This is a genomic window from Pseudomonas sp. GW821-FHT09C09, from assembly GCF_059418105.1.
In genome coordinates this window covers 651778-676427 of the sequence record NZ_JBWKPF010000003.1, presented here as the reverse complement: position 1 = coordinate 676427, position 24650 = coordinate 651778, and the positions used below count along the sequence as shown (strand labels likewise).

General features: G+C 61.0%; 22 protein-coding genes. 9 read left to right on the top strand and 13 right to left on the bottom strand.

Annotation, left to right across the window (positions count from 1 at the left end; all coding sequences use genetic code 11):
- Window positions 1-61 precede the first annotated feature (61 nt).
- The gene (rloA2, locus tag AC07NR_RS12845; protein ID WP_085709168.1) at window positions 62-568 is read right to left on the bottom strand and encodes a retropepsin-like aspartic peptidase RloA2; all 507 of its coding nucleotides are present in this window, start codon (window positions 566-568) and stop codon (window positions 62-64) included.
- 173 nt (window positions 569-741) lie between these two features.
- On the opposite strand from rloA2, the gene yihG reads away from it, so the two are divergent.
- A complete protein-coding gene (yihG, locus tag AC07NR_RS12840) occupies window positions 742-1629 on the top strand; it encodes a 1-acylglycerol-3-phosphate O-acyltransferase, YihG family (RefSeq protein WP_495078686.1) in 888 nt (295 codons plus the stop codon).
- Window positions 1630-1643: 14 nt separating this feature from the next.
- Here yihG and AC07NR_RS12835 read toward each other — a convergent pair whose 3' ends face one another.
- The gene (locus tag AC07NR_RS12835) at window positions 1644-2195 is read right to left on the bottom strand and encodes a DUF2780 domain-containing protein (protein WP_495078685.1); all 552 of its coding nucleotides are present in this window, start codon (window positions 2193-2195) and stop codon (window positions 1644-1646) included.
- Window positions 2196-2344: 149 nt separating this feature from the next.
- Between AC07NR_RS12835 and AC07NR_RS12830 the strand changes: the two genes are divergently transcribed.
- The 3 genes from AC07NR_RS12830 to AC07NR_RS12820 all read left to right on the top strand — a co-directional run bounded on the left by AC07NR_RS12830 (window position 2345) and on the right by AC07NR_RS12820 (window position 4188).
- The gene (locus AC07NR_RS12830; protein WP_495078759.1) at window positions 2345-2971 is read left to right on the top strand and encodes a sigma-70 family RNA polymerase sigma factor; all 627 of its coding nucleotides are present in this window, start codon (window positions 2345-2347) and stop codon (window positions 2969-2971) included.
- On the top strand, window positions 2968-3642 hold the full coding sequence (locus AC07NR_RS12825; RefSeq protein ID WP_495078684.1) for an anti-sigma factor: 675 nt from the start codon (window positions 2968-2970) through the stop codon (window positions 3640-3642). The genes AC07NR_RS12830 and AC07NR_RS12825 overlap by 4 nt, the downstream gene beginning before the upstream one ends.
- Window positions 3643-3801: 159 nt before the next feature.
- Entirely contained in the window at window positions 3802-4188 is a 387-nt protein-coding gene (locus AC07NR_RS12820; protein WP_102619754.1) for a hypothetical protein, read from the top strand.
- 79 nt (window positions 4189-4267) lie between these two features.
- Here AC07NR_RS12820 and fdhA read toward each other — a convergent pair whose 3' ends face one another.
- The 8 genes from fdhA to AC07NR_RS12780 all read right to left on the bottom strand — a co-directional run bounded on the left by fdhA (window position 4268) and on the right by AC07NR_RS12780 (window position 13912).
- Window positions 4268-5467 (bottom strand): formaldehyde dehydrogenase, glutathione-independent, encoded by a 1200-nt coding sequence (gene fdhA, locus AC07NR_RS12815; RefSeq protein ID WP_011336270.1) that lies wholly within the window; start codon window positions 5465-5467, stop codon window positions 4268-4270.
- 98 nt (window positions 5468-5565) lie between these two features.
- Complete coding sequence (gene purU / locus AC07NR_RS12810; RefSeq protein ID WP_007959808.1) at window positions 5566-6423, bottom strand: formyltetrahydrofolate deformylase; 858 nt, start codon at window positions 6421-6423, stop codon at window positions 5566-5568.
- Window positions 6424-6472: 49 nt separating this feature from the next.
- Window positions 6473-7105, bottom strand: coding sequence for a sarcosine oxidase subunit gamma (locus AC07NR_RS12805; protein WP_064599941.1), 633 nt, complete (start codon window positions 7103-7105; stop codon window positions 6473-6475).
- Window positions 7106-7160: 55 nt separating this feature from the next.
- Complete coding sequence (locus AC07NR_RS12800; RefSeq protein ID WP_423204447.1) at window positions 7161-10178, bottom strand: sarcosine oxidase subunit alpha; 3018 nt, start codon at window positions 10176-10178, stop codon at window positions 7161-7163.
- Window positions 10175-10504, bottom strand: coding sequence for a sarcosine oxidase subunit delta (locus AC07NR_RS12795; RefSeq protein ID WP_085709160.1), 330 nt, complete (start codon window positions 10502-10504; stop codon window positions 10175-10177). The genes AC07NR_RS12800 and AC07NR_RS12795 overlap by 4 nt, the downstream gene beginning before the upstream one ends.
- A gap of 13 nt (window positions 10505-10517) precedes the next feature.
- Entirely contained in the window at window positions 10518-11768 is a 1251-nt protein-coding gene (locus tag AC07NR_RS12790; protein ID WP_003206307.1) for a sarcosine oxidase subunit beta, read from the bottom strand.
- Between the two features lie 20 nt (window positions 11769-11788).
- Window positions 11789-13042, bottom strand: coding sequence for a serine hydroxymethyltransferase (gene glyA, locus AC07NR_RS12785; RefSeq protein WP_085709159.1), 1254 nt, complete (start codon window positions 13040-13042; stop codon window positions 11789-11791).
- A gap of 159 nt (window positions 13043-13201) precedes the next feature.
- The gene (locus AC07NR_RS12780) at window positions 13202-13912 is read right to left on the bottom strand and encodes a TraX family protein (protein WP_495078683.1); all 711 of its coding nucleotides are present in this window, start codon (window positions 13910-13912) and stop codon (window positions 13202-13204) included.
- A 128-nt stretch (window positions 13913-14040) separates the two neighbouring features.
- On the opposite strand from AC07NR_RS12780, the gene AC07NR_RS12775 reads away from it, so the two are divergent.
- The 4 genes from AC07NR_RS12775 to AC07NR_RS12760 all read left to right on the top strand — a co-directional run bounded on the left by AC07NR_RS12775 (window position 14041) and on the right by AC07NR_RS12760 (window position 18041).
- Window positions 14041-15081, top strand: a complete 1041-nt coding sequence (locus AC07NR_RS12775; protein ID WP_007959802.1) for a threonine aldolase family protein — start codon at window positions 14041-14043, stop codon at window positions 15079-15081.
- Window positions 15082-15201: 120 nt separating this feature from the next.
- A complete protein-coding gene (locus tag AC07NR_RS12770) occupies window positions 15202-16026 on the top strand; it encodes an SDR family oxidoreductase (RefSeq protein WP_119427600.1) in 825 nt (274 codons plus the stop codon).
- A 90-nt stretch (window positions 16027-16116) separates the two neighbouring features.
- Window positions 16117-16602 (top strand): Hcp family type VI secretion system effector, encoded by a 486-nt coding sequence (locus tag AC07NR_RS12765; protein ID WP_495078682.1) that lies wholly within the window; start codon window positions 16117-16119, stop codon window positions 16600-16602.
- Window positions 16599-18041 (top strand): hypothetical protein, encoded by a 1443-nt coding sequence (locus tag AC07NR_RS12760; RefSeq protein ID WP_495078681.1) that lies wholly within the window; start codon window positions 16599-16601, stop codon window positions 18039-18041. The genes AC07NR_RS12765 and AC07NR_RS12760 overlap by 4 nt, the downstream gene beginning before the upstream one ends.
- 521 nt (window positions 18042-18562) lie before the next feature.
- Here AC07NR_RS12760 and gbcB read toward each other — a convergent pair.
- Window positions 18563-19663, bottom strand: coding sequence for a glycine betaine monooxygenase reductase subunit (gbcB, locus tag AC07NR_RS12755; RefSeq protein WP_085709156.1), 1101 nt, complete (start codon window positions 19661-19663; stop codon window positions 18563-18565).
- A gap of 294 nt (window positions 19664-19957) precedes the next feature.
- Here gbcB and gbca point away from each other — a divergent pair, with 294 nt between their 5' ends.
- A complete protein-coding gene (gbca, locus tag AC07NR_RS12750; RefSeq protein WP_114885985.1) occupies window positions 19958-21250 on the top strand; it encodes a glycine betaine monooxygenase oxygenase subunit in 1293 nt (430 codons plus the stop codon).
- 106 nt (window positions 21251-21356) lie between these two features.
- On the opposite strand, the gene AC07NR_RS12745 is transcribed toward gbca, so the two are convergent.
- Together AC07NR_RS12745 and AC07NR_RS12740 are read right to left on the bottom strand one after the other, a co-directional pair.
- Complete coding sequence (locus tag AC07NR_RS12745; RefSeq protein WP_495078680.1) at window positions 21357-22601, bottom strand: metallophosphoesterase family protein; 1245 nt, start codon at window positions 22599-22601, stop codon at window positions 21357-21359.
- 25 nt (window positions 22602-22626) lie between these two features.
- A complete protein-coding gene (locus AC07NR_RS12740) occupies window positions 22627-24495 on the bottom strand; it encodes a c-type cytochrome (RefSeq protein WP_495078679.1) in 1869 nt (622 codons plus the stop codon).
- Window positions 24496-24650: the final 155 nt, after the last annotated feature.

Sequence of the window (24650 nt, the reverse complement as noted above, 5' to 3'; positions counted from 1 at the left end):
GCAGCATGACGGCAACAGGCACCGTCAAAAAGGAACAGCATTTGCGAGACGCGACGCTCGATCAGCAGTCCGGTTTATCCGCAGTAAAGCGGCGCGCCGGGTTTACCGCTGCACCGAACTCACGCAAGGCCTTGGCGCCGATCAACAACGGGTAGTTGAAATGGCTGCGGTCGGTCAGGTTGACCTCGACGGTACGCTTGACGTTGCCCAGGCACAGTTCCAGATCGACCACCGGACGCTTGGCAACTTCCGTGGTGTCGCGATCCTCGTCGTCCTCGTCGGAGCGGCTCTTGATCTTGCTGATCCGCGCGATCTTGTGTTCGAACACCTTGTTGCTGGCGTCCTTGGTGGCGAGGCGGAAGCGCACCCAGTCTTCACCGTCGCGGGTGAAGGTCTCGATGTCCTTGGCCGACAGCGAGGCGGTCAGCGCACCGGTGTCCATTTTCGCCTTGAGCACTTGGCCGCCGATTTCCGGCAGCGCGATGTATTCGTAGCGCCCGTACAGGGTCGGCTCGGCGGCCAGCACCGGCAGGGCAACGAGGGAAAGCAATGCAAGGAGGGATTTCACGTAATGGGCTTCCTTGGAAAATGGGGGCGTCTGACGCGAGATTTTAGACCGCTGTTCGCTTGATCGTTCCCGCAAGGCTAACGCGCCAAAGGTGAAACATTCGTAACCCATGATTTGGCCTGTCGCCCGAAGCCACTTATCATGGCGCGCCCATCCGCTTTCAAGAGTTGCTTATGCGCCGCCTGCTCACCGGCTGTCTCGTCACCCTGCTGCTGTTGCTCAACACCCTGGTGCTGTTCGGCCCGCTGATGGTGTTCGCCCTGCTCAAGCTGATCCTGCCGGGACGCTTTCGCGATTACGCCTCGTGGGCGGTGATGTGGATCGCCGAGACCTGGGCAGAGATCGACAAACTGATCTTCCGCCTGTGCATCCCGACGCAATGGGACATCCGTGGCGGCGATGATCTGCGTGGCGACACGTCGTATCTGGTGATCAGCAACCATCAGTCCTGGGTCGACATCCCGGCGCTGATCCAGACCCTCAACCGGCGCACGCCGTTCTTCAAGTTCTTCCTCAAGAAGGAACTGATCTGGGTACCGTTCCTCGGCCTGGCCTGGTGGGCGCTGGATTACCCGTTCATGAAGCGCTACACCAAGGCGTTCCTGGCGAAACACCCGGAACTGACCGGCAAGGATCTGGAAATCACCAAAGCCGCGTGCGAGCTGTTCAAGCGCCAGCCGGTGACGGTGGTGAATTATCTGGAAGGCACCCGCTACACCGCGGCCAAAGGCACTCAGCAGCAGTCACCATTCAGCCATCTGCTCAAGCCCAAGGCCGGCGGTGTAGCGTTTGTGCTGGCGGCAATGGGTGAACAACTGGACGCGATTCTCGATGTGACCGTGGTTTATCCACAGCCGAAGATTCCGGGGTTCTGGGATCTGATCAGCGGCAACGTGCCGCGGGTGATCATCGATATCCGTACTCGTGAACTGGACCCGGCACTGTGGCAGGGCGATTACGAAAACGATCCGGTGTTTCGCGAGAAGGTCCAGAGCTGGGTCAACCAGCTCTGGACCGAGAAAGACCAGCGCATCGCCGAACTGCGCGGCGAACGCGGCTGATCAGCGGGGGTCGGTCAACCGCCGACGCCCCAGACACCGCCGAGGGTTTTCAGCAGCGAACCGCCAACGCCCTGGTCACCGAGGTATTTAAGAATGACCGGGGCGAACTGGCCGACCATGCTGTTATCCATGCCCAGTGCGCCGAACGCGCTGTTCAGGTCACTGGTGCTCTTCACATTGCCCAGCGCGTTATCCAGCCCCGCCGACTTGCCGGAAGAACCGAGCACGCTGCTCAACGCGCCCAACTGACCGGCACCGCCCGACAGCTTGTCGAGCCCCGGCACGCTCTTGGCCAGTTCCGAATAGTCGCTGCCGCTGAGCTTGTTCTTCGCCAGGCCGAACATTGCACTGGTGCCACCAACGGCTTGTTGTGGTGTAACCCCCAGACCGGTGACCGCCTGCAGCAAACCGGCGGTTTCCGAGGTCGGCGCGGCGGCAGTGGCGGCGTTGCCGCCCTGCATGCTGGAGGCTGCCTTGGTCACGTCATCCAGGCTGAAACCTGCGAAAACCGGGCTCGCCACAACCGTCATCAGCGAAGCCAGTGCGAAACCGCGTGAAATCTTCATCCAGACATCCTCTTTCGTCATGAAAAACCGCCCGTCACGGGTGGCAAAACTGTCGGTTTGACCGGCGATTCGCCAGCCTGTTCCGAGCGTAGCGCATCCATTCTGAACCCGGCCGCGTATATGAAACGTGAAACCCCGGAAACCCCATGATGAATGGCACGAGCGCTATAGCTGAACTAGCCTGTGAACTACCCGAAACCAGCGCCCGCCCTGTCTGGAGACTCGTCATTACCCTCGCCGACACCGATCAGCTCCGGCAATTGCTGGCCCAGTGTTCACTGGGCGACCGCCGTGCCTTCGAAACCCTGTACCGCAGCGTGGGGCCGCGCCTGCACGGCGTGGCCTTGCGGTTCATGGGCCGCCCGGACCTGGCCGAAGAAGTGTTGCAGGAAAGCTTCGTTCGCATCTGGAACAACGCCTCGCGCTACGAATCGCACCTGTCGGCACCGATGACCTGGATGATCAACATCACTCGCAATCAGGCCATCGACCAGTTGCGCAAGCATCGCGACCGGCCTTTGACTGATTTCGAGCAGGAAGCCCTGGTGGATGAAAATCCTTCGGCTCATGACCTGTTGAACAGCGCCCGCGAAGCCACGGCCCTGAACCGCTGCCTGGAAACCCTTGAAGGCATGCAGCGTCGGTCGATCACCGTGGCTTACTTTCAGGGTTTGTCCTGTTCTGAACTGGCCGAGCATCTGGCGGCGCCGCTGGGCTCTGTCAAGTCGTGGATTCGCCGGGGCATGGAGCGCCTGCGCCGGTGCCTTGAATCATGAACTACCAGACCCCTGCCCTGCGCCGCGCCCTCGCCGCCGATTACGCCATCGGCTTGATGGCTGCGCCAGCCCGTCGGCGTTTCGAGCAACTGCTGCTGGAAGACGCCGCCCTGCGCGCCGAACTGGCACACTGGCAGGAGAGCCTCGCCAGCCTCACCGAAACATTGCCGGAGGTTCCGGTGCCGGAGCGCGTGTGGCATGGCGTTACCGCACGGATCGAACCGCAAGAACTGCATGTGCCCGAAAAACGTCCGTTCTGGAACTGGCTGCGGGTGACGGCGGCCCTGGCTTCCATCGTGGTGCTGGTGTTCCTCGGCTCGCTGTACACCCAAGACGACGCCCGCTACCGCGCCACCCTGCTGAGCGCCGACGCGCAACCGGCATTGAAGGTCGAGGCCCATGACAATTACCTGCAAGTCGAGCCGCTGACGCTGGCGGCTGTCGACCCTCAGCGCAGTCTGGAACTGTGGGCGATCCCCGCCGATGGCAAGCCGATCTCCCTAGGCGTGATCCCGGCAGGCGGCAAAGGCAAGGTGGAATTGAGCGACGCGCAGAAAGCGCTGATCGGCAAGCCGATTGCGCTGGCGGTGAGTCTTGAGCCGAAGGGTGGATCGCCGACCGGGCAGCCGACGGGGCCGGTTCTCTATCAAGGCGCGTTGGCGGCGCTTTGAATAAGATCGGGAGCGGACAACGACGCTCTCTCCCTCAAGAGTAATTGCCAACGCATCCTTTATTCCAAAACAGGCTTATTGACTGTCAGATCTGACAGTACCTTAAAAAACGACAGTATCTGAACATGTGTCCTCCAACCCTGTAACGGAGTACGTCCCATGCTCAAATATCTGATTGCCGGTTCAGTCATCGCCCTGACACTCAGCAGCACTGTCTATGCAAATTGCCTGGAGGCCACGTCATTCAAAAAACTGAGTGACGGTAAATTCGAAGCAACGAGTCCCTATGGCAAGGTTGAAGTTGATGTTGATCCCGGCAGCGCCAGTGAAAGCGATGTCCAGGCACTTCCCTTCACTGCCGCACGAGCAAAAGAAACGACTACCAATGCGGCCCGAGTCATTTGCCAATACGAAAGCAAAGGATCGGAAATTGGCGCCTCACTGGTCTTGAAAAAAGGATCGCCGATCAATCTGACCGGACCAGACTGGAAAAACGATGATTGCGCAACGAAGGACGGTGACGTTCAAAAGTGCGCGTTCAATTAGTCGAACGTTTCGATGACAGCACAAGACAATTTCACGAAAAAGGGCGACCTGACCGGTCGCCCTTTTTCGTGGCTACAACTTACGCCGCACTAAACAACTTATGCGGATCAATCACAAACTTCTTCGGCACGCCCGCATCGAACTCGCCGTAACCTTCCGGCGCCTGGTCGAGGCTGATGACCTGCACGCCCACCACTTCGGCGATGTTGATGCGGTCCCACATGATTGCCTGCATCAGCTGACGGTTGTACTTCATCACCGGAGTCTGGCCGGTGTGGAAGCTGTGGGATTTGGCCCAGCCGAGGCCGAAGCGGATGCTCAGGCTGCCCATTTTCGCGGCTGCGTCCACGGCACCCGGATCCTCGGTCACATACAGGCCCGGAATACCGATCTTGCCGGCCACACGCACCACGCCCATCAGCGAGTTGAGCACGGTGGCCGGGGCTTCGGATTTGACGCCGTCGTGACCATGGCCGCGAGCTTCGAAGCCCACGCAGTCCACCGCGCAATCCACTTCAGGTTCGCCCAGCAGCGCGGCGATCTGTTCGTGCAGCGGGGTGTCTTTCGACAGGTCGACGATTTCAAAACCCTGAGCCTTGGCGTGGGCCAGGCGGATGGTGTTGACGTCACCGACGATCACCACCGCTGCGCCGAGCAGACGGGCCGAAGCAGCCGCCGCCAGACCAACCGGACCGGCGCCCGCAATATAAACGGTGCTGCCCGGGCCGACGCCAGCAGTAACGGCACCGTGGTAACCGGTCGGCAGGATGTCGGAGAGGCAGGTCAGGTCACGGATTTTCTCCATGGCCTTGTCGCGGTCCGGCAGTTTCAGCAGGTTGAAGTCGGCGTACGGCACCAGCACGTATTCGGCCTGGCCGCCGGTCCAGTCGCCCATGTCGACGTAACCGTAGGCACCGCCGGCACGAGCCGGGTTGACGGTCAGGCAGACGCCGGTGTGTTGCTCCTTGCAGGAACGGCAGCGCCCGCAAGCCACGTTGAACGGAACGGACACCAGGTCGCCGATTTTCAGGCTTTCGACGTCACTGCCCTTCTCGATCACTTCACCGGTGATCTCGTGCCCCAGCACCAGACCGACCTGAGCGGTAGTACGGCCGCGCACCATGTGCTGGTCGGAGCCGCAAATGTTGGTTGAAACCACACGCAGGATGACACCGTGCTCGATCTTCCTGCCGCGCGGATCCTGCATTTTCGGATAGTCGATTTTCTGTACTTCGACCTTGCCAGCGCCGAGATACACCACACCACGATTGCCAGACATGCTTTCACCTCGCTGTTGTTTTTATGGAACCACGCCGCCCAGGCAGGCAGCGCGTTAAGTGCTCGGGTTATTGCTTGTTGGTCTTGCGTTGTTATGACTTAAAGAACGACGGTGCGGTTGGCGTTCAGGAACACCCTCCGCTCAATGTGATACCCCACGGCCCGGGCCAGGGTCAGGCCTTCGATGTCGCGGCCCTTGGCAATCAGGTCTTCGGGGTAATGACTGTGATCCACCGCCTCGACGCCTTGGGCGATGATCGGCCCTTCATCGAGGTCGTTGTTGATGTAGTGGGCCGTCGCGCCCACCAGTTTCACACCCTTGTTGTAAGCCTGGTGATACGGCTTGGCGCCCTTGAAGCCCGGCAGCAGAGAGTGATGAATGTTGATCGCTTTGCCATCGAGCTTGCGGCACAGCTCCGGCGACAACACCTGCATGTAGCGGGCGAGGATCACCAGTTCGGCGCCGGCCTCCTCGATCACCTGCCACACCTGCCGCTCCTGGGCCGGTTTGTCGTTGGGGTCGAGGGGGAAATGGTAGTAGGGAATCTGGTGCCAGTCGGCCAGCGGCTTGAGGTCCGGGTGGTTCGACACCACCGCCGCCACGTCCATCGACAACTGGCCGATGCGCTGGCGGTAGAGCAAGTCGTTGAGGCAGTGATCGGCCTTGGAGACCATGATCACCACTTTCGGTCGGTAGTTCGGCGCCGTCAGCTCGAAGATCATGCCGAACGCCTGACCGCGCTCGGCGAGGCCGGCGCGGAAGGATTGCTCGTCAAAACCGTCGGGCTGACGGAATTCCACACGAATGAAAAAACGGCCCGAGAGCCGGTCATCGAACGAGTGGTGCTCGGTGACGTAGCAACCCTGCTCGAACAGAAAACGCGTCACCGCGTCCACGGTGCCGAGAACGCTGGGGCAGTCGGCGGTCAGAATCCATGTATCCGGGGCGCGGCTCATTGTTGTTTTTCTCCTCTACTCGTCCCCACGCACAGCGTGGGAACGATCATTACGCCTGAACGCTAAGGCCGTATTCGGCGGACGCATCCTGCAACCACAACCACCAGTAATCCGAGAAGCTGCGACGGATCAGCAGTTCCCAGGTGTCTTCGGCGGTGTGGCGGATCATCAGCTGCGACTTGGCGAACACCGTGCCCACGGCCTTGCCGACCGGGAAATTGTTCGGGTGCACGTCGTAGCTGGTGGACTTCATCAGCACCTGACGCACGTTCGGCCCGCTCAGTTCGAGTACCTGTTGGCCTCCGCTGACGTTGACGATTGCAATGTGCAGATCGCCCAGCGCTTCGCGCAGTTTCTGCTCGGCAGCGAACTCTTCGCCGCTCGGCACGATCAACAGCCACTCGTCCGGCCCCATCCATTGCAGGCTGGTTTCACCTTTGACGATCACGCTCAGGGCGCCCGGCAACTCGATGCCCAGGGCCTTGTGCACGCCGGCGGCGAACGCGGCATCGTGGCCGTCGCCACGAATGGTCAGATGGCCGAGGAGTTTCTTCTCGCGCACGGTCACGCCGGCGGTCTTGCGGCCCTTGCCGACCAGGCTGGCGAGGTCGGCGTGATGCAGCGACGACTCGGCCTTGGCCCCGGTGGTCGGGCGTTGTTGGTAAACGTTGGCTGCGGTCATAAAGCACCCTTCCTGAATTCTGTGCCGCTCCCGCGCCAGGCACGGGAGCGATCAATTAGATGTTCTGGCGATCGCCTTTCGGATCGAAGAACACCGAAGAAACGATTTCCGCCTCGATCACGCTGCCGTCCGCCAGCGGTGCGAACACCCGCTCGCCCAGGCGCTTCAGACCGCCCTTCACCACGCCCATGGCAAACGAATAACCGAGGGAGTTGTGCGCGTAGCTGGAGGTCACGTGGCCGACCATGGTCATCGGGATCGTCTGCTTGGTGTTGAACACCAGTTGTGCACCTTCCGGCAGCCAGACGTTCGGATCGATCGGTTTCAGGCCCACCAGCTGCTTGCGCTGATCACGCACGCAGTCTTCACGGTTCATGCCGCGCTGGCCGATCCACGAGAACGGTTTGGTGCGACCGACGCACCAGCCCATGTTCAGGTCGTCCGGGGTCATCGAGCCGTCGGTGTCCTGGCCGACGATGATGAAACCCTTCTCGGCCCGCAGGACGTGCATGGTTTCGGTGCCATATGGCGTCAGGTTGAACGCCTTCCCTGCCTCTACAATCTTCTCCAGAACACCCATCGCGTAGTCGGCCTGGACGTTGACTTCGTACGACAGCTCGCCGGTGAACGAGATGCGGAATACCCGCGCCGGCACACCGCCGACCAGACCTTCTTTCCAGGTCATGAACGGAAACGCTTCGTTGGCCAGATCAATGTCGGTCACGGCACTGAGCAGCTTGCGGCTGTTCGGGCCGGACAGGGTCATGGTCGCCCAGTGGTCGGTGACGGAGGTGAAGTACACCTTCATTTCCGGCCATTCGGTCTGGTGGTACAGCTCCAGCCACTGCAGTACGCGAGCCGCGCCGCCAGTGGTGGTGGTCATGACGAAATGGTTGTCGGCCAGACACGCCGTCACACCGTCGTCGAAGACCATGCCGTCTTCCTTGCACATCAGGCCGTAGCGGGCCTTGCCCACGTCGAGCTTGGTCCAGGCGTTGGTGTAGACGCGGTTGAGGAACTCACGGGCGTCCGGGCCCTGGATGTCGATCTTGCCCAGGGTCGAAGCATCCAGCAGGCCAACGCTGTCGCGCACAGCCTTGCACTCGCGCTTGACCGCGGCATGCATGTCTTCGCCGTTTTTCGGGAAGTACCACGGACGTTTCCACTGGCCGACGTCTTCGAACTCGGCGCCGTTTTTCAGGTGCCATTGATGCAGTGCGGTGTAACGCACAGGTTCGAAAATGTGCCCGCAGTGACGGCCGGCTACAGCACCGAATGTCACCGGCGTGTAGTTCGGACGGAACATCGTGGTGCCCATCTGCGGGATGGTCACGTTCAGCGAACGGGCGGCGATGGCCAGACCGTTGACGTTGCCGAGCTTGCCCTGATCGGTACCGAAGCCCAGCGCGGTGTAACGTTTGACGTGCTCGACCGACTCGAAACCTTCGCGGGTCGCCAGTTCGATGGCGGCGGCGGTCACGTCGTTCTGCAGGTCGACGAATTGCTTCGGTGCTCGGGAAGTACCCTTCTCGTGCGGCACCTGGAACAGCGCCAGCGTCGGTTCTTCATGGCGGCTCAGGGCTTTCGGCAACACGCCTTCGACGGTCTGGAAACCGGCTTCGGCCGCAGCGCGCACGCCACCTTCAAAACCGTCTGCCAGGGAATCGCCGAGACCGTAGACGCCGTTGATGCCACCGACGCACACGCGCTTCTGCGGTGCTTCGCCCGGTACGAAACCGAGGATGTCTTCGCGCCAGATCGGCTTGCCGCCGAGGTGCGAAGCCAGGTGCACCACCGGGCTGTAGCCGCCGGAGCTGGCGATCACGTCGCAGTCCAGCCACTCGCCGGGACTGGTCACGGCATGGCCCTTCACATCGATGGCGGCCACGCGGGCAGCGGTCACACGCTTGCTGCCACGGGCCTCGATCACGGCGCTGCCGGTGAGGATACGAATGCCTTTGGCGCGGGCTTCTTCAACCAATGCGCCACGCGGATTGCTGCGGGCGTCGGCGATGGCTACCACTTGCAGGCTGGCGTCGAGCCAGTCCAGCGCCACGCGATAGGCGTGATCGTTGTTGGTGGTCAGCACCAGTTTCTTGCCCGGTGCCACGCCGTAACGGCGCACGTAAGTCGACACCGCACCGGCCAGCATGTTGCCCGGCACGTCGTTGTTGCCGTAGACCAGCGGACGCTCGTGAGCGCCGGTGGCCAGCACCACACGCTTGGCGCGGACACGGTGGATGCGCTGACGCACCTGACCGATCGGCGCGCGGTCGCCGAGGTGATCGGTGAGGCGTTCGTGAATGGTCAGGAAGTTGTGGTCGTGGTAACCGTTGACCGTGGCGCGCGGCAACAGCAGCACGTCCGGGGTGTTCTTCAGTTCGGCAACCACACTGGCGACCCACTCCACCGCAGGCTTGCCGTCGAGGCTTTCGCGGGAGTCGAGCAGGCTGCCGCCGAACTCTTCCTGTTCATCGGCGATGATCACCCGGGCACCGCTGCGCGCAGCGGCCAGGGCAGCGGCCAGACCGGCAGGGCCGGCGCCGACGATCAGCACGTCGCAGTGCTGGTTCATGTAGTCGTAGGTGTCCGGATCGACTTCGGTCGGCGAGCGGCCAAGACCGGCAGCCTTGCGAATGTACTTCTCGTAAGTCATCCAGAACGACTGCGGGTACATGAAGGTTTTGTAGTAGAAACCCGGCGGCATCAGCTTGCCGCCGACCTTGCCGAGAATCCCCATCATGTCGTTGTTGACGCTCGGCCAGCCGTTGGTGCTGGTGGCGACCAGACCCTGGTACAACGCCTGTTGCGTGGCGCGCACGTTAGGGATCTGGGTAGCTTCGGTCGCACCGATCTGCAGCACGGCGTTCGGCTCTTCGGCACCGGCGGCGAAGATGCCGCGAGGGCGCGAATACTTGAAGCTGCGGCCGATGATGTCGACGCCGTTGGCGATCAGCGCCGAGGCCAGCGAATCGCCCTCGAAGCCTTTGTAGCTCTGACCGTTGAAGGTGAAGCTCAGCACTTTGTTGCGGTCGATCCGTCCACCGTTGGACAGGCGATTGGTCTGGCTCATACCTTCTCTCCCAGCGCCGGCGTGGCTGTTTTAGCAGGGTCAGCCTTGTCGGTGAATTGCGGCTTGGTGCCGATCTTGTAGGTTTCGAGAATCTCGTAGGTCACGGTGTCGCGGGTGACGTTGAAGTACTGGCGGCAACCGGCGACGTGATCCCACAACTCGTGGTGCAGACCGCGCGGATTGTCGCGGAAGAACATGTAGTCGCCCCACTCCTCGTCGGTGCAGCTGTTCGGGTCCAGCGGACGCGGGATGTGCGCCTGGCCGGATGCGTGGAATTCCTCTTCGGAGCGCAGTTCGCCGCAGTGAGGACAGAAGATATGCAACATGGGATTTCTCCTGTTAGTGGGCGACAGCCGCAGCGCCGTGTTCGTCGATCAACGCACCGTTGTGGAAACGGTCGATGGAGAAAGGTGCGGCCAGCGGGTGCATTTCACCCTTGGCCAGGCTCGCGGCAAATACGTTGCCCGAGCCCGGTGTGGCCTTGAAGCCACCGGTGCCCCAACCGCAGTTGAAGAACATGTTCGGCACCGGGGTTTTCGAAATGATCGGGCAGGCGTCCGGTGTGGTGTCGACGATGCCGCCCCACTGACGGTTCATGCGCACCCGCGACAGCACCGGGAACATCTCGACGATGGCCTGGATGGTGTGCTCGATCACCGGGTACGAACCGCGCTGGCCGTAGCCGTTGTAGCCGTCGATACCGGCGCCGATCACCAGGTCGCCCTTGTCGGACTGGCTGATGTAACCGTGCACGGCGTTGGACATGATCACGCTGTCGATGATCGGCTTGATCGGCTCGGACACCAGCGCCTGCAGCGGGTGGGATTCGATCGGCAGACGGAAACCGGCGAGTTTGGCCATGTGCCCGGAGTTACCGGCGGTGACCACGCCGACGCGCTTGGCGCCGATGAAACCCTTGTTGGTTTCGACGCCGATGCACACGCCGTTTTCCTTGCGGAAACCGATCACTTCGGTCTGCTGGATCAAGTCCACGCCCAGGGCGTCGGCGGCACGGGCAAAGCCCCACGCCACGGCATCGTGACGGGCCACGCCGCCGCGACGCTGAACGGTTGCGCCCATCACCGGGTAGCGGGTGTTTTTCGAGCAGTCGAGGTACGGAATTTCGTCCGCGACTTGCTTGGCGTTGAGCAGCTCGCCGTCGACGCCGTTGAGGCGGTTGGCGCTGACCCGACGCTCGGAATCACGAATGTCCTGCAAGGTGTGGCACAGGTTGTAGACGCCGCGCTGGGAGAACATCACGTTGTAGTTCAGGTCCTGAGACAGGCCTTCCCACAGTTTCATCGCGTGTTCGTACAGGTGCGCCGACTCGTCCCACAGGTAGTTGGAGCGAACGATGGTGGTGTTGCGCGCGGTGTTACCGCCGCCCAGCCAGCCCTTCTCGACCACGGCCACGTTGGTGATGCCGTGCTCTTTCGCCAGATAGTAGGCAGTCGCCAGACCGTGCCCGCCGCCGCCGACGATGACCACGTCGTAGACCTTTTTCGGGGTCGGCGTGCGCCACATGCGCTGCCAGTTTTCGTGGTGGCTGAGGGAGTGCTTGAAGAGGCCGAAGCCCGAATAGCGTTGCATAGTCATTTACTCCAGAACGCTCAGCGATAAACCGGGAAGTCTGCGCACAGGGCCGCAACCTGCTGGGCGACGTTGGCCTCGACATCGGCATCGCCGAGGTTGTCGAGGATGTCGCAGATCCAGCCGGCCAGCGTCACGCACTGCGCCACCTTGAAGCCGCGGGTGGTCACCGCCGGGGTGCCGATGCGCAGACCGGAGGTGACGAACGGCGACTGCGGGTCGTTCGGTACGGCGTTCTTGTTGACGGTGATGTGGGCGCGACCGAGGGCGGCGTCCGCGTCTTTACCGGTGAGGCCCTGACGGATCAGGCTGACCAGGAACAAGTGGTTGTCGGTGCCGCCGGACACTACATCGTAGCCACGTTTGATAAATACGCTCGCCATCGCCTGGGCGTTGTCGATCACTTGTTGCTGATAGGCCTTGAAGCCAGGCTCCAGCGCTTCCTTGAAGCACACGGCCTTGCCGGCGATGACGTGCATCAGCGGGCCGCCCTGGGCGCCGGGGAATACCGCGGCGTTGAGCTTCTTCTCGATTTCTTCGTTGGCCTTGGCCAGGATCAGGCCGCCACGGGGACCGCGCAGGGTCTTGTGGGTGGTGGTAGTGACCACGTCGGCGTACGGCAGCGGGTTCGGGTACAGACCGGCAGCCACCAGACCGGCCACGTGGGCCATGTCGACGAACAGCAGCGCACCGACCTTGTCGGCGATCTGACGGAAGCGCGGGAAGTCGAGGGTCTTGGAGTAGGCCGAGAAACCGGCAACGATCATTTTCGGTTTGTGTTCGACGGCCAGACGCTCGACTTCGTCGTAATCGATCAGGCCGGTGTTGGTGTCGATGCCGTACTGCACGGCGTTGTACAGCTTGCCCGAGGAGGACACCTTGGCGCCGTGGGTCAGGTGACCGCCGTGGGCCAGGCTCATGCCGAGAATGGTGTCGCCGGCCTGGATCAACGCCAGATACACGGCGCTGTTGGCCGAGGAACCGGAGTGCGGCTGGACGTTGGCGTAATCGGCACCGAACAGTTGCTTGGCGCGTTCGATGGCCAGCGCTTCAACCTTGTCGACGTGCTCGCAGCCACCGTAGTAGCGCTTGCCCGGATAACCTTCGGCGTACTTGTTGGTCAGGCCGCTGCCTTGCGCTTCCATGACGCGCTTGCTGGTGTAGTTCTCCGACGCGATCAGCTCGATGTGATCTTCCTGACGTTGCTCCTCGGCATTCATCGCCGCCAGCAGTGCATCGTCGTAACCCTGGATCCGGTCTTGCTTGCTGAACATCGCGTCTCTCCCAGCGGCATCTGTGCGCCATTCGTCTCGGTAAGGCACTGGCAAAGATGGCAGTGCCCTTTGATGCCGATGGTATGGCCGGCGCAGGGAGGTCAAATGCCTACGGACGCCACGCAAAGGTGCGTTTACGACATGGCGACAGCGATGGACTCAAACAAGCAGCTGGCGCAAGGCCAGAAGAACGAGGAAATGCGCGGGATAGAGCGCATACGCCCAGCGCCGCAGGGGTGGCGCGCGGAGGAAAGCGGCATGTCGCAACAGGAACATTCCGGCCAGTGGCGCGATCAGGCAGGTCGCAATGCCGAGGAGCGCCACACGGTTGCCGAACTGCGCGGACTCGAAGAGCACCTGCCACTGATTCGCCGCCAGACACACCAGCCCCGGCAGCAGGCTGAAATACCAGGGTTTGCGAAACACCAGCAACGTCGCCAGCGGCAGCAGGACGCCGAACAGACCGAACATCAGTCGCTCCGGGAACAACGCGGCCACCAGCAAGGCGCCGACGCCCAGTAGTCGCGAAATCGCTGTTCGATCCTGCCAGCCCCGCGCCACCAGCAAACCCAGCGCCAGCGTGGGCATCACGTTCAAGGTGTCGGGATCGGGGATGTACAAACGGTAGGGAATCTCGCTGAACAGACTGAACAGCAGCAACCAGCCCAGATAGCGCCATTCGGTCTTGCGCGCGCCGTCCCGCGCGAGGTTCGCCGCCATCGCCAGACAGAACCACGGGAACGCCAGCCGCCCCGGCACATACAGCCAATCGGCGCTGATCCCGACATATCGCAGGTGATCGAGCAGCATGCTCAGCACCGCCAGCCACTTGAGCAGATCGAGTGCGCCGTCGCGCCGGCTCAGGTGCATAATCGGCTCGCATCCTTGTAAAGTTCTGACAGCGACATCCCGTGTGCTCCCCGGATGATCTTCGGTACAGTGCGCACCATCATTGACCCCACGAAGCGCCACAAGCGCCTCGATCACGGAAGCCGGCCATGACCGACAAGAGCCAACAATTCGCCAGCGATAACTACTCCGGTATCTGCCCCGAAGCCTGGGCTGCCATGGAACAGGCCAACCACGGCCACCAGCGCGCCTATGGCGACGATGAGTGGACAGCACGCGCCTCCGATTATTTCCGCAAGCTGTTCGAGACCGACTGCGAAGTGTTCTTCGCTTTCAACGGCACCGCCGCCAACTCGCTGGCGCTGTCGTCGCTGTGCCAGAGTTACCACAGCGTGATCTGCTCGGAAACCGCCCACGTCGAAACCGACGAATGCGGCGCGCCGGAGTTCTTCTCCAACGGCTCGAAACTGCTGATCGCCGGCACCGAAAACGGCAAGATCACCCCGGCCTCGATCCGCGAAGTCGCGCTCAAGCGCCAGGACATCCACTACCCGAAACCGCGCGTGGTGACCCTGACCCAAGCCACCGAAGTCGGCAGCGTCTACACCCCGGAAGAAGTCCGCGCCATCAGCGACACCTGCAAGGAACTGGGCCTGAACCTGCACATGGACGGCGCCCGCTTCTCCAACGCCTGCGCATTCCTCGGCTGCTCGCCGGCGGACCTGACCTGGAAGGCCGGCGTCGACGTGCTGTGCTTCGGCGGTACGAAAAACGGCATGGCGGTGGGTGAGGCGATTCTGTTCTTCAACCACAAACTGGCCGAAGACTTCGATTACCGCTGCAAACAGGCCGGGCAGCTGGCCTCGAAGATGCGCTTCCTGTCGGCCCCGTGGGTCGGCATCCTGGAAAACGACGCCTGGCTCAAATACGCTCGTCACGCCAACCACTGCGCGCAACTGTTGGCCGAACTGGTCAGCGACATCCCGGGCGTGGAACTGATGTTCCCGGTCCAGGCCAACGGCGTGTTCCTGCAACTCTCGGAACCGGCCATCGCCGCCCTGACCGCTCGCGGCTGGCGCTTCTACACCTTCATCGGCAAGGGCGGCGCGCGCTTCATGTGCTCGTGGGACACCGAAGAAGAACGCGTGCGTGAACTGGCCCGCGACATCCGCGAAGTCATGTCGGCCTGATCGCCTTCCCGTGGCGCGGGAGCCTGCTCCCCGCCACCGCTCACCTCCTCCCGTTTCAGCTCCATCGTCTACATTGTCTGTCGAGCCATCGCTCACATAACAATAAGCAGGAGCATCCGCATGTCGCTAAAAGGCAAAACCCTGTTCATCACCGGCGCCAGCCGTGGCATCGGGCGCGAGATTGCGCTGCGGGCTGCGCGGGACGGGGCTAATATCGTGATCGCGGCCAAGAGCGCCGAGCCTCACGCCAAGTTGCCCGGCACCATTCACAGCGTCGCGGCGGAAGTCGAAGCGGCTGGCGGCAAGGCTTTGGCCCTGCAGCTCGATGTGCGCGAGGAAGAGGCCGTGCGCCAGGCACTGGCGCAGGCCAACGAACACTTCGGCGGGATCGATGCGCTGGTGAACAATGCCGGGGCGATCAAGTTGACCGGTGTGCAGCACATCGAACTCAAGCGTTTCGACCTGATGCACCAGATCAACACCCGCGCGGTGTTGCTCTGCAGCCAGGCAGCCCTGCCCTATCTGAAGAAGTCCGCCGGGCACATTCTCAACCTGTCGCCGCCACTGAACATGGCCAGCAAATGGTTCGCGCAATACAGCCCCTACACCGTAACCAAGTACGGCATGAGCATGCTGACCGTCGGCATGAGCGAGGAATTCGCCAACTACGGGATCAGTGTGAATTCGCTGTGGCCGCAGACCATGATTGCCACGGCGGCGATCGAGTTTCAGCTGGGCAACCGGGAGTCGTTCAAGCATGCGCGCACGCCGCAGATCATGGCGGATGCGGCGCATGTGATTCTGGGCAGCAGCGGGCGGCGGATTACCGGGCGGTTGTTGATTGATGAGGAGATTTTGCGGGAGAACGGTGTGAGTGAATTCGAACACTATCGGTTTGAACCGGACAGCAACGCGAAACTGATGCCTGACCTGTTTATCGACTGAGCATTTTCAGAAACGACCTACGCCAGGTCCTACATCACTCAAACAAGCCTCGCCATAGACTGCCGACTCCATTTTCGAGGAGTGCAGACTATGGCGAACCCTGCCTACATGACCATCACCGGCAAGATCCAGGGCCTTATTTCAGCCGGATGCTCGACGCCGGAATCGGTCGGCAACAAATACCAGACGGCCCATACCGATGAAATCATGGTGTTCGCCCTGAGCCATGAAATTCGCCGCGACGCCAATCTCGGCAAACCCGTCCATCAGCCGGTCATCATCACCAAAGCGGTCGACAAATCTTCCCCATTGCTGGCTCAGGCGCATTCGAACAGCGAAGAACTGGACTGCACGATCAGCCTCTACCGCACGTCGCCCCAGGGGCAGCAGGAAAAATTCTATTCGATCACCCTCGACGGGGCGGTTCTCGCTGAACTGTCGCAGGATGTGCCCCACGTGATTTTGCAAAACGATGCCCAGCCCCAAGAACAACTGGCCATCCGTTACCGCGGCATCAGTTGGGTACACCACATTGCAGGCACCACTGGCTATAGCTCGTGGGGCGAAGCGGGTTGAGTTCACGGCAGCATGATCTGTGCGATGTACAGGACGCCGCTGGCAACCTGCTTGGGCAGGCACTGACCATCGGAAACCGTCATCTGGCGTATGGCATTGCACGTGTGCAATTCCATCAACAAGTCGCGTACTTCGCCAAGCGAATTACCGAGGAGGTAGCGGACGGACGCCTGACGCCGCAGCAAGGGATCAATGCGCTTGCGCAGGAACAACGAAACCTGTTGAACCAGTCCCGAGCCCTGCAGCAAAACAGACACGGCACGCTCACCGGCGCGGCCAGGACACCACGCTTGTCGATGCTTCCACAGGCCGCAGCGAACCCCGATCCGCAACGTTTACTGCGGGCCGTTCGCCAGCAGAATCTGAAAGTGACGCGCCTGAACTCAGCCCCGCTCTCTTCTGCGCATCCAGTCAACGACTTGCGATTTTTCCCCCGCGAACACTGGCCCCAGGAATTGCCGGCACCTGAGGAGCCAGGGTTCTACATCGTGCCCAAAAGTCTGTCCGCCGAGAAACTGCAGGCGCGACTGTTTCCGTCGCCCAACCCGACTGTCATCGCCAAATTCAGAAGCCTCAATCCGCTGGAACCCATGGTGAAAGCCGGAACGCTGATTGTCCTGAGCGACCCGGACAATCAGCAATGCACCTATGAAGAATCACTGCTGATGGAAACCGCGCACATCGTCAGCATGGCGCTGGCACCGTTGACGCTGGAAGAGGCGGACTTTTTTGCGCAGCACTATGAGGTCATCAGAAGGACGCTTTCAGATGGGTCAAAAGTTATTGGGGTTGTTACCGCTATGGCCGCTAACCATCTGGATGGCATCAAAACTGTTTTACGTGATCTGGAAACCCTGCACGTCCGAACTTTCGAGGGAAAGGGGAGCACACAGGCATTCCTCAGTGAACGTAAAACATTGCTGGCCCGCCTTGATATTCAACTCAACTTTCTGACTAAACGGGCAATTGGTTTTCCTGACCATCCAAATCTGAAAGCCGCGCTGGGCATCGATACGTCCAATCTCGTCCACCGTTGGAGAAAGGCCGACGCGATCAGCCGGATTCCCGGTTATGCCACTCACATTCAAGGCGTAGTGAAAGCCTCGCAATACGTCAAATATGGCGGATGGATTGGTACGGCCGTGAGTGGCGGAGCCTCGGCAATGAAGGTTCAGGATGTTTGTACGAACGGGAGTGCCGAGGCATGCGAAAAGATGAAATACACCGAAGCCGGAAGTTTTCTGGGTGGGGCTATCGGTTCTGCTCTGGGTGCAGCCGCAGCCCCGACAATTTGCGTGGCAATCGGGGTTACGAGTGCAGGAATCGGTGGGGTGTTGTGCGGGGTGCTGGCTGCGGGAGCTGGATCTTTTACGGGCGGATACATCGGTGAAAATCGCGGTGAGCGTGCAGGCGAGCGGATTTACGAGAGGATCAGATGAACTTTGAAACTGTAAAAGATGCATTAATCCTCGTGAGCATCATAAATTTCGCCGCACTCCTGATCGTTAATTGCATCTGGCTATACATCGCAAAAACGAAAATAAGACTAATCATGAGGAGCCTTAAAAACAGCCCGATCCGCTACAGTCTTATGATGCTATGGCATGGAGGCATGTGGGGACGCATCTACATGATGGGAGAGATTTCCCGTTTCCTGAAACGTCCGGAAATCCATATTTATCATGAGAGATTGAGTGCGGAAGACATTAAAAAATTCCCACCCGACTTTAAGCGCACGCTGCTTACACTCCACAGATGTCAGTTATTTAGCGGTATCACTTTTTTTGCTTTGGGGGCTCTCGGAGTACTCAACATAATTTAAATATCAATTGAAAATCCCCGTCTGATTTCCCCTGTAGAAGCGAGCCTGCTCGCGATAGCAGTGGGCCGTCGACACCATCATTGAATGTCCCGGCCTCATCGCGAGCAGGCTCGCTCCTACAGGGAATTGCGGCGCCTGTCAGTACTCGATCCGCACATCCCCCTTCGGCACGCTGCAGCAAGAAAGAATGTACCCCTCCGCCTCGTCGTCCTCGGTGATCCCGCCGTTGTGATCCATCTCCACTTCGCCGCCGAGCTTGAGCACCTTGCATGTCCCGCAGATACCCATGCCGCAAGCTTTCGGGATCATCAGGCCGACCTTGGCCGCTGCCGCATGCACAGTCTCGCCCGGGGCCACGCGAATGCTCTTGTCCGATGAGGTGAATTCCACCAGGTGCAGATCCGCCACCGGGATTTCCGGTGCTTCGGCGGCCTGTTCGGCCTGTTCCACCGCATCGGCGCGAGCTTCCGGTGGCGTGGCACCGAAGGATTCCTCGTGATAGCGCTTCATGTCGTAACCGGCGTTTTCCAGCAGGCGCTTGACCGCGGTCATGTACGGCGTCGGGCCGCAGCAGAAGACTTCGCGCTCGAGGAAGTCCGGCACCATCAGTTCCAGCATCTTGTGATTCAGGTAGCCGCGATAACCGGCCCACGGCTCGCCCAGCCCGTGTTTCTCGCAGATCAGGTGCAGGCTGAAGTTGTCGATCCGCGACGCCATGTGTTCCAGCTCGCGGTGGTAAATGATGTCTTTGGGTGAACGGGCGCTGTGAATGAACGTCATGTCGACGTTGCCGTTGGTGTCGTAGAACCAGCGGGCCATGGACATCACCGGGGTGATGCCGACACCGCCGCTGAGGTACAGCACTTTCGGGCTCGGGAAGTCGATGGCGTTGAACAGCCCGACCGGGCCGTGCACCGCCAGCTCCTGGCCTTCGTGCAACGTGTCGTGCAGCCAGTTGGACACCTTGCCCCCCGGCACGCGCTTGATGGTCACCGAAAAGCTGTACGGCACCGACGGCGAGCTGGAGATGGTGTACGAACGCATGATCGGCTGGCCTTCGATCTCCAGCTCCAGGGTCACGAACTGCCCGGGCTTGAAGAAGAACAGGATCGGCTGGTCGGCCATGAAACAGAAGGTGCGCACGTCCCAGGTTTCCTGGATGACTTTGACGCAACGGACGATGTGTCGGCCATTGGCCCAGGTCTGGGTGGTGACCGGATTCAGGAAGCTGTTCGACATGCTGTTCTCCACGGCCGACTGTCGGCCTTCATGTGGCGATTCTGCGTATAGCGCGAACGGCCCGTTTACCTATCCGCGACATTCACATACTTATCGCGACCAGCCCCCAACCACCGGGGGTTGCGCGTCGGGAACAGATTGCACCATGTCGCCCATGGATAAGGTTCTCGCCTGCGGCGGCCCCACACTCGCCCCTACTACAAACCGATTCTTTACACCTTGCGTTGCACCCTTTAGCCGCACACCCGATCAGCCACTTTCGCGGCCACGCAGATGGCCTTGAGGAATTCATCGATGGACACCGCAAAACTCAGCCTGGGCGACCTGCTGGAACCCGCACGCAAGGCCACCGCACAAATGCTGCAGGAGCGCGAGCGCACCTATTCGCTGCCGCAACCGTTCTACAGTGACGAGCGCCTGTTCGATATCGACATGCAGGAGATCTTCCAGAAAGAGTGGTTGATCGCCGGCATGACCTGCGAAATCCCGGCCAAGGGCAACTACATCACCCTGCAGATCGGCAAGAACCCGATCATCGTCATTCGCGGCGCCGAAGGCGTGGTGCACGCGTTCCACAACGTCTGCCGCCACCGTGGCTCGCGCCTGTGCACCAGCGACAAGGGCAAGGTCGCCAAACTGGTCTGCCACTACCACCAGTGGACCTACGAGCTGGACGGTCGCCTGCTGTTCGCCGGCACCGAAATGGGCGCCGACTTCGACATGAAGCAGTACGGCCTCAAGCCGGTGAACGTGAAGACAGCCGGCGGCTACATCTTCATCAGCCTGGCGGAGAACCCGCCGGCCATCGATGACTTCCTCTCGACCCTGAACCACTACATGGAACCCTACGACATGGAGAACACCAAGGTGGCGATTACCACCACCTTGATGGAAAAGGCCAACTGGAAACTGGTGCTGGAAAACAACCGCGAGTGCTACCACTGCAACGGTTCGCACCCGGAATTGCTGAAAACCCTGCTGGAGTGGGACGACGTCACCGACCCGCGTGCCGACCAAGCGTTCAAGGACCACGTCGCCGCCTCTGCTGCCGCGTGGGAAGCCGAAAAGATCCCTTATGCCCACGCCAGTTTCGGCCTGCGCAACCGCATCGTGCGCATGCCGCTGCTCAAAGGCACCGTGTCGATGACCATGGACGGCAAACAGGGCTGCGCCAAACTGATGGGCCGGATCAAGAACCCGGACCTGGGCTCGATGCGTATCCTGCACCTGCCGCACTCGTGGAACCACTGCATGGGCGATCACATCATCGTGTTCACCGTGTGGCCGATCAGCGCCCAGGAAACCATGGTCACCACCAAGTGGATCGTGCACAAGGATGCCGTGGAAGGCGTGGACTACGACGTCGAGCGCATGCGCAAGGTGTGGGACGCGACCAACGATCAGGATCGTCGCCTGGCCGAAGAAAACCAGCGCGGGATCAACTCCACCGCGTACCAGCCGGGGCCGTACTCCAAGACTTATGAGTTCGGCGTGGTCAACTTCGTCGACTGGTACAGCGAGCGGATGCTGAGCAACCTCGGCGCCGAGCCTGCGCCGTACCTCAAAGGCGTGCCGGTCCAAGGATAAAAGCAAAAGCATCGCCAGCAGGCTGGCTCCCACAGGAGATATCTGTTCACCAGAGATCCAGTGTGGGAGCCAGCCTGCTGGCGATGGCGTCATCGCTGTCATCGCATCACTTGGATGACCACCTCACACTGCCATCCTCGCCAATAAACTCCTCGAAAATCTCCTCCCCCACCAACCTGATCTTCGCGTACCCGTTCAAAACCCTTAGCGGATAGTCCGGATCCTTCGCATCCTGGGTCTCGGAAAACAGTATCCGTGGATGCCCGTTCAACTCGCTGGTGGTGCCATAGGGAATCGCCCCGTGCCCGGCGCAGCGCGCATGCAAACCGCTCTGGGTCGCATAGACGATGCCGTTGTGCAGATGCCCCCAGTACCAGTAATCCGGCTCGCGCCCCAGTGCATCGCACACCGGTTGATACAGTGCGGTCTTGTTGTGCCCGGTGATGTCGAAGCCCTGATGATGGCTGAGCACCATGAGCTTCTTGCGTTTGGGCAGCGCCTTCATCCAGGCGATTTGCGGTTCGTTCAGCGTACCGTCCATGTACAGGTTCATCACGTCCGAGGCATAGGCCGTGTCCAGCCCGACAATCAGCCAGTCGTCATTGATCAAGGCAAAGTAGCTGGTGCCCTGCTGCCCCGGAAAACGCGCGGCCAGTTCCTTGAAATAACCGTGGGCGCCGCTGTACATCTCGTGGTTGGAATTGAGGGTGAACGAGCCGTGGGTGCCCATCGGCCAGCCGGCCATGTCGGTGTCTTCCTGGGAATGGGTGCCCGCGTAATAGACATCTCCCAGGTGAATGGTGAAGTCGGCATTGGCCAGTTGCATCTGGTTGGCCACCGACACTGCCGGTGCATGGCTGTTGAACGGCCCGGTGCCCCAGTCGCCGGCAATCGCCAACGTCACTTCGCGATCCATGGTCACCAGCGCCGGGTCGGTGCCGAAGGTCGCGTGGTGACGCAGGTTTTCGATCCACTTGAGCAGCGCCTCGCTCCACAGCAGATCCAGTAGCTCCCATTTGCGACAACCCAGCAGCGTGCCGTCCTTGAGCACCTTGGTCTGCAGTTGATCGGGCGATTGCGGCAGCGGCGTCGCGTTGCCGATGCGCAGGATCGACAAACCGTGGGACAACTCCCAGGGCACGGCCGGCTCGTCATTCGGCAGTTCACCATTTTTCAGCACGTACTGCGCCTGATCGTGACCGCGCTGGAGCAGCTTGATGATGGCCTGGAACTCTTCGGGTTCCAGTTCGCTGATGAGCTTCATCCAGGCCATTTCGATGCGCGTGAGCAAACCGTGCAAGCGTACTTTGACCTTGTCGTATTCATGCTTCAGATGACCGACCGCTGACATGGCGTAATCCTCTATCCGTAAGGGTTCACAGGGTTTTCATGAATTCGATCAGCGCGCGTTTGTCGTCGTCCGACAGCGTCGTGCCATACAGGTGACCGCTGTTGTGATTGCCCTCCAGGCGCGTGTCGTACTTGAAGTCCGCCGAGGCTTTCGCTTGCGCGCCGCTGGTCACGAAGCCGACATTGACCGGGTCGTACACATCGGAGCCGGTGATGAACACCTGCGGACGTTTTTCCGGTGGTTGCAGCAAGTCCCACAGGGTCGGCACCGAGCCGTTGTGCAGATAAGGCGCGCGCAGCCAGATGCCGTCGGTGGGCGTGTTGCTGTAGCTCTGGGTCTTGCGGTAGGCGCCGAAATCGAACGGCGGTTTCTTGAAGGTGTGGAACGCCGCCACCAACCCGGTGGTGAACGAGTCGAGGCGATGCGGATCGGTGCCGAGCTGGTCGATGTTGGTGGTGACCTGCCCGGTGTCGGCGCGACCGAAGTCGTGGCAACCGGCGCAATTGGCTTCCCAGATCGGTTTGCCCTGGGCGACTTTGGCCTGATCCAGTGCCCACGGCCACGCGGGTGCCTTGTGTCCGAGCAGCCAATTGGTCACGCGATTGAAACTCGGCGGGAGCACCGATTCCGGCGTCGCCCCCACGGCCATGGCGGCGGCGTAGTTGCGCTCATGGATCTTGTTGTTATTGCCGTCCCAGTGCAGGTACATCGATTCCCGGGGTTTCTGGTTCCACACTTGCGGCAGGTCGACGGTGCCGATGGTCGAGTCATCCGGGAAGCCGAACACCACCATTTTCGTCGGGTTGAAGGTGTCGGTACGCCCCGGCCCCTGCGGCGGACGCAATTTCTGCCAGGCGTAGGCCTGCTTCTGTTTGAGCAGCGCGGTCTTGGCCATCGGGATGATCAGGTAACGGTTGTAGAGCCGCTCGAAAAAGCCGAGCTGGAACTTGCTGTTGATCGCCGCCATCACCGCGTCGGTGGTGAATTTCGGGTCGCTGGCGCAATCGTAGGCGAACCACTGGAAAGCCTGCAGTTGCAGGGTATTGGCCGGCGCACTCGGCACATTGACCGCAACGTCGCTGGCATTCGCCCGGTAGGAACCGGTGTGACACAAAGCGCAGTTCGGCTCGACAGTCGGGTAACCGATCTGCCGCTTGGCCATGCCGATCGGCAGGTCCTTGCCGTTCTCGAACAGGAAGCCGAAGACTTCCCAGCCACCGGGTTTCGGCATCTTCTCGGGGCACATCTGCGGCAGTACGGAGAACAGGTAATACGGGATCCGCGCTTCGATGCCCAGGCCAATGGCGGCGTATTTGTAATGATCTTCATCGGAGGCGTATTCCTGCTCCGGCACCACCCGCAGCATCTGATACCAGGTCTGGTAACCGGTGAACGCCAACAGCGCGACCACCACCAGCGTACCGACCTTGAACGCGTGGTTCTGCCAATGCCGCGCCCACGCCGCCCGCCATTCGCGCCAGCCGTCACAGAGCAGCGCCAATGGTCGGTTTTCAGGGGTGGTGCCGAGGTACAGCAGAATGCCGAGGATCAGGAAGAAACTCAGATCGCCCATCAGCATCGGTACGAACACCGAGCCCTGGCTGCTGGTGTCGATCAGGTAGATCCAGAACGCCACGGCAATCAGCCGCGTCAGCACGCACAGCCAGGAATGCACCACGTAGCGTGGCGCGTTGAAGCCCGACGGCATGTAGAACACGCTGATGCCCACCAGCAGCATCCCGGCGTTTTCCAGCCACGGGTCGGAGAGTTGCGGCGGCAGGCCGACCACCGATGTCAGCAACCCCGGCGCGAACAGCGCCGGGATCGCGAACACCATGTTCATCGCAATGCCGAGCCAGATGAAGCGTTGAAACCAGCGGATGTAGCTGTCCATGTCATCCATTTCCTTGTGCAACCCGAGAGATGTATTGCCTGACCTACCGCCTTCGCGAGCAAGCCCGCTCCCACATTGGACGGCGGTGTCTGCTGGTTTTGTGTCTGACACAAAACCCTGTGGGAGCGAGCATGCTCGCGAAGCGGACGACTCGG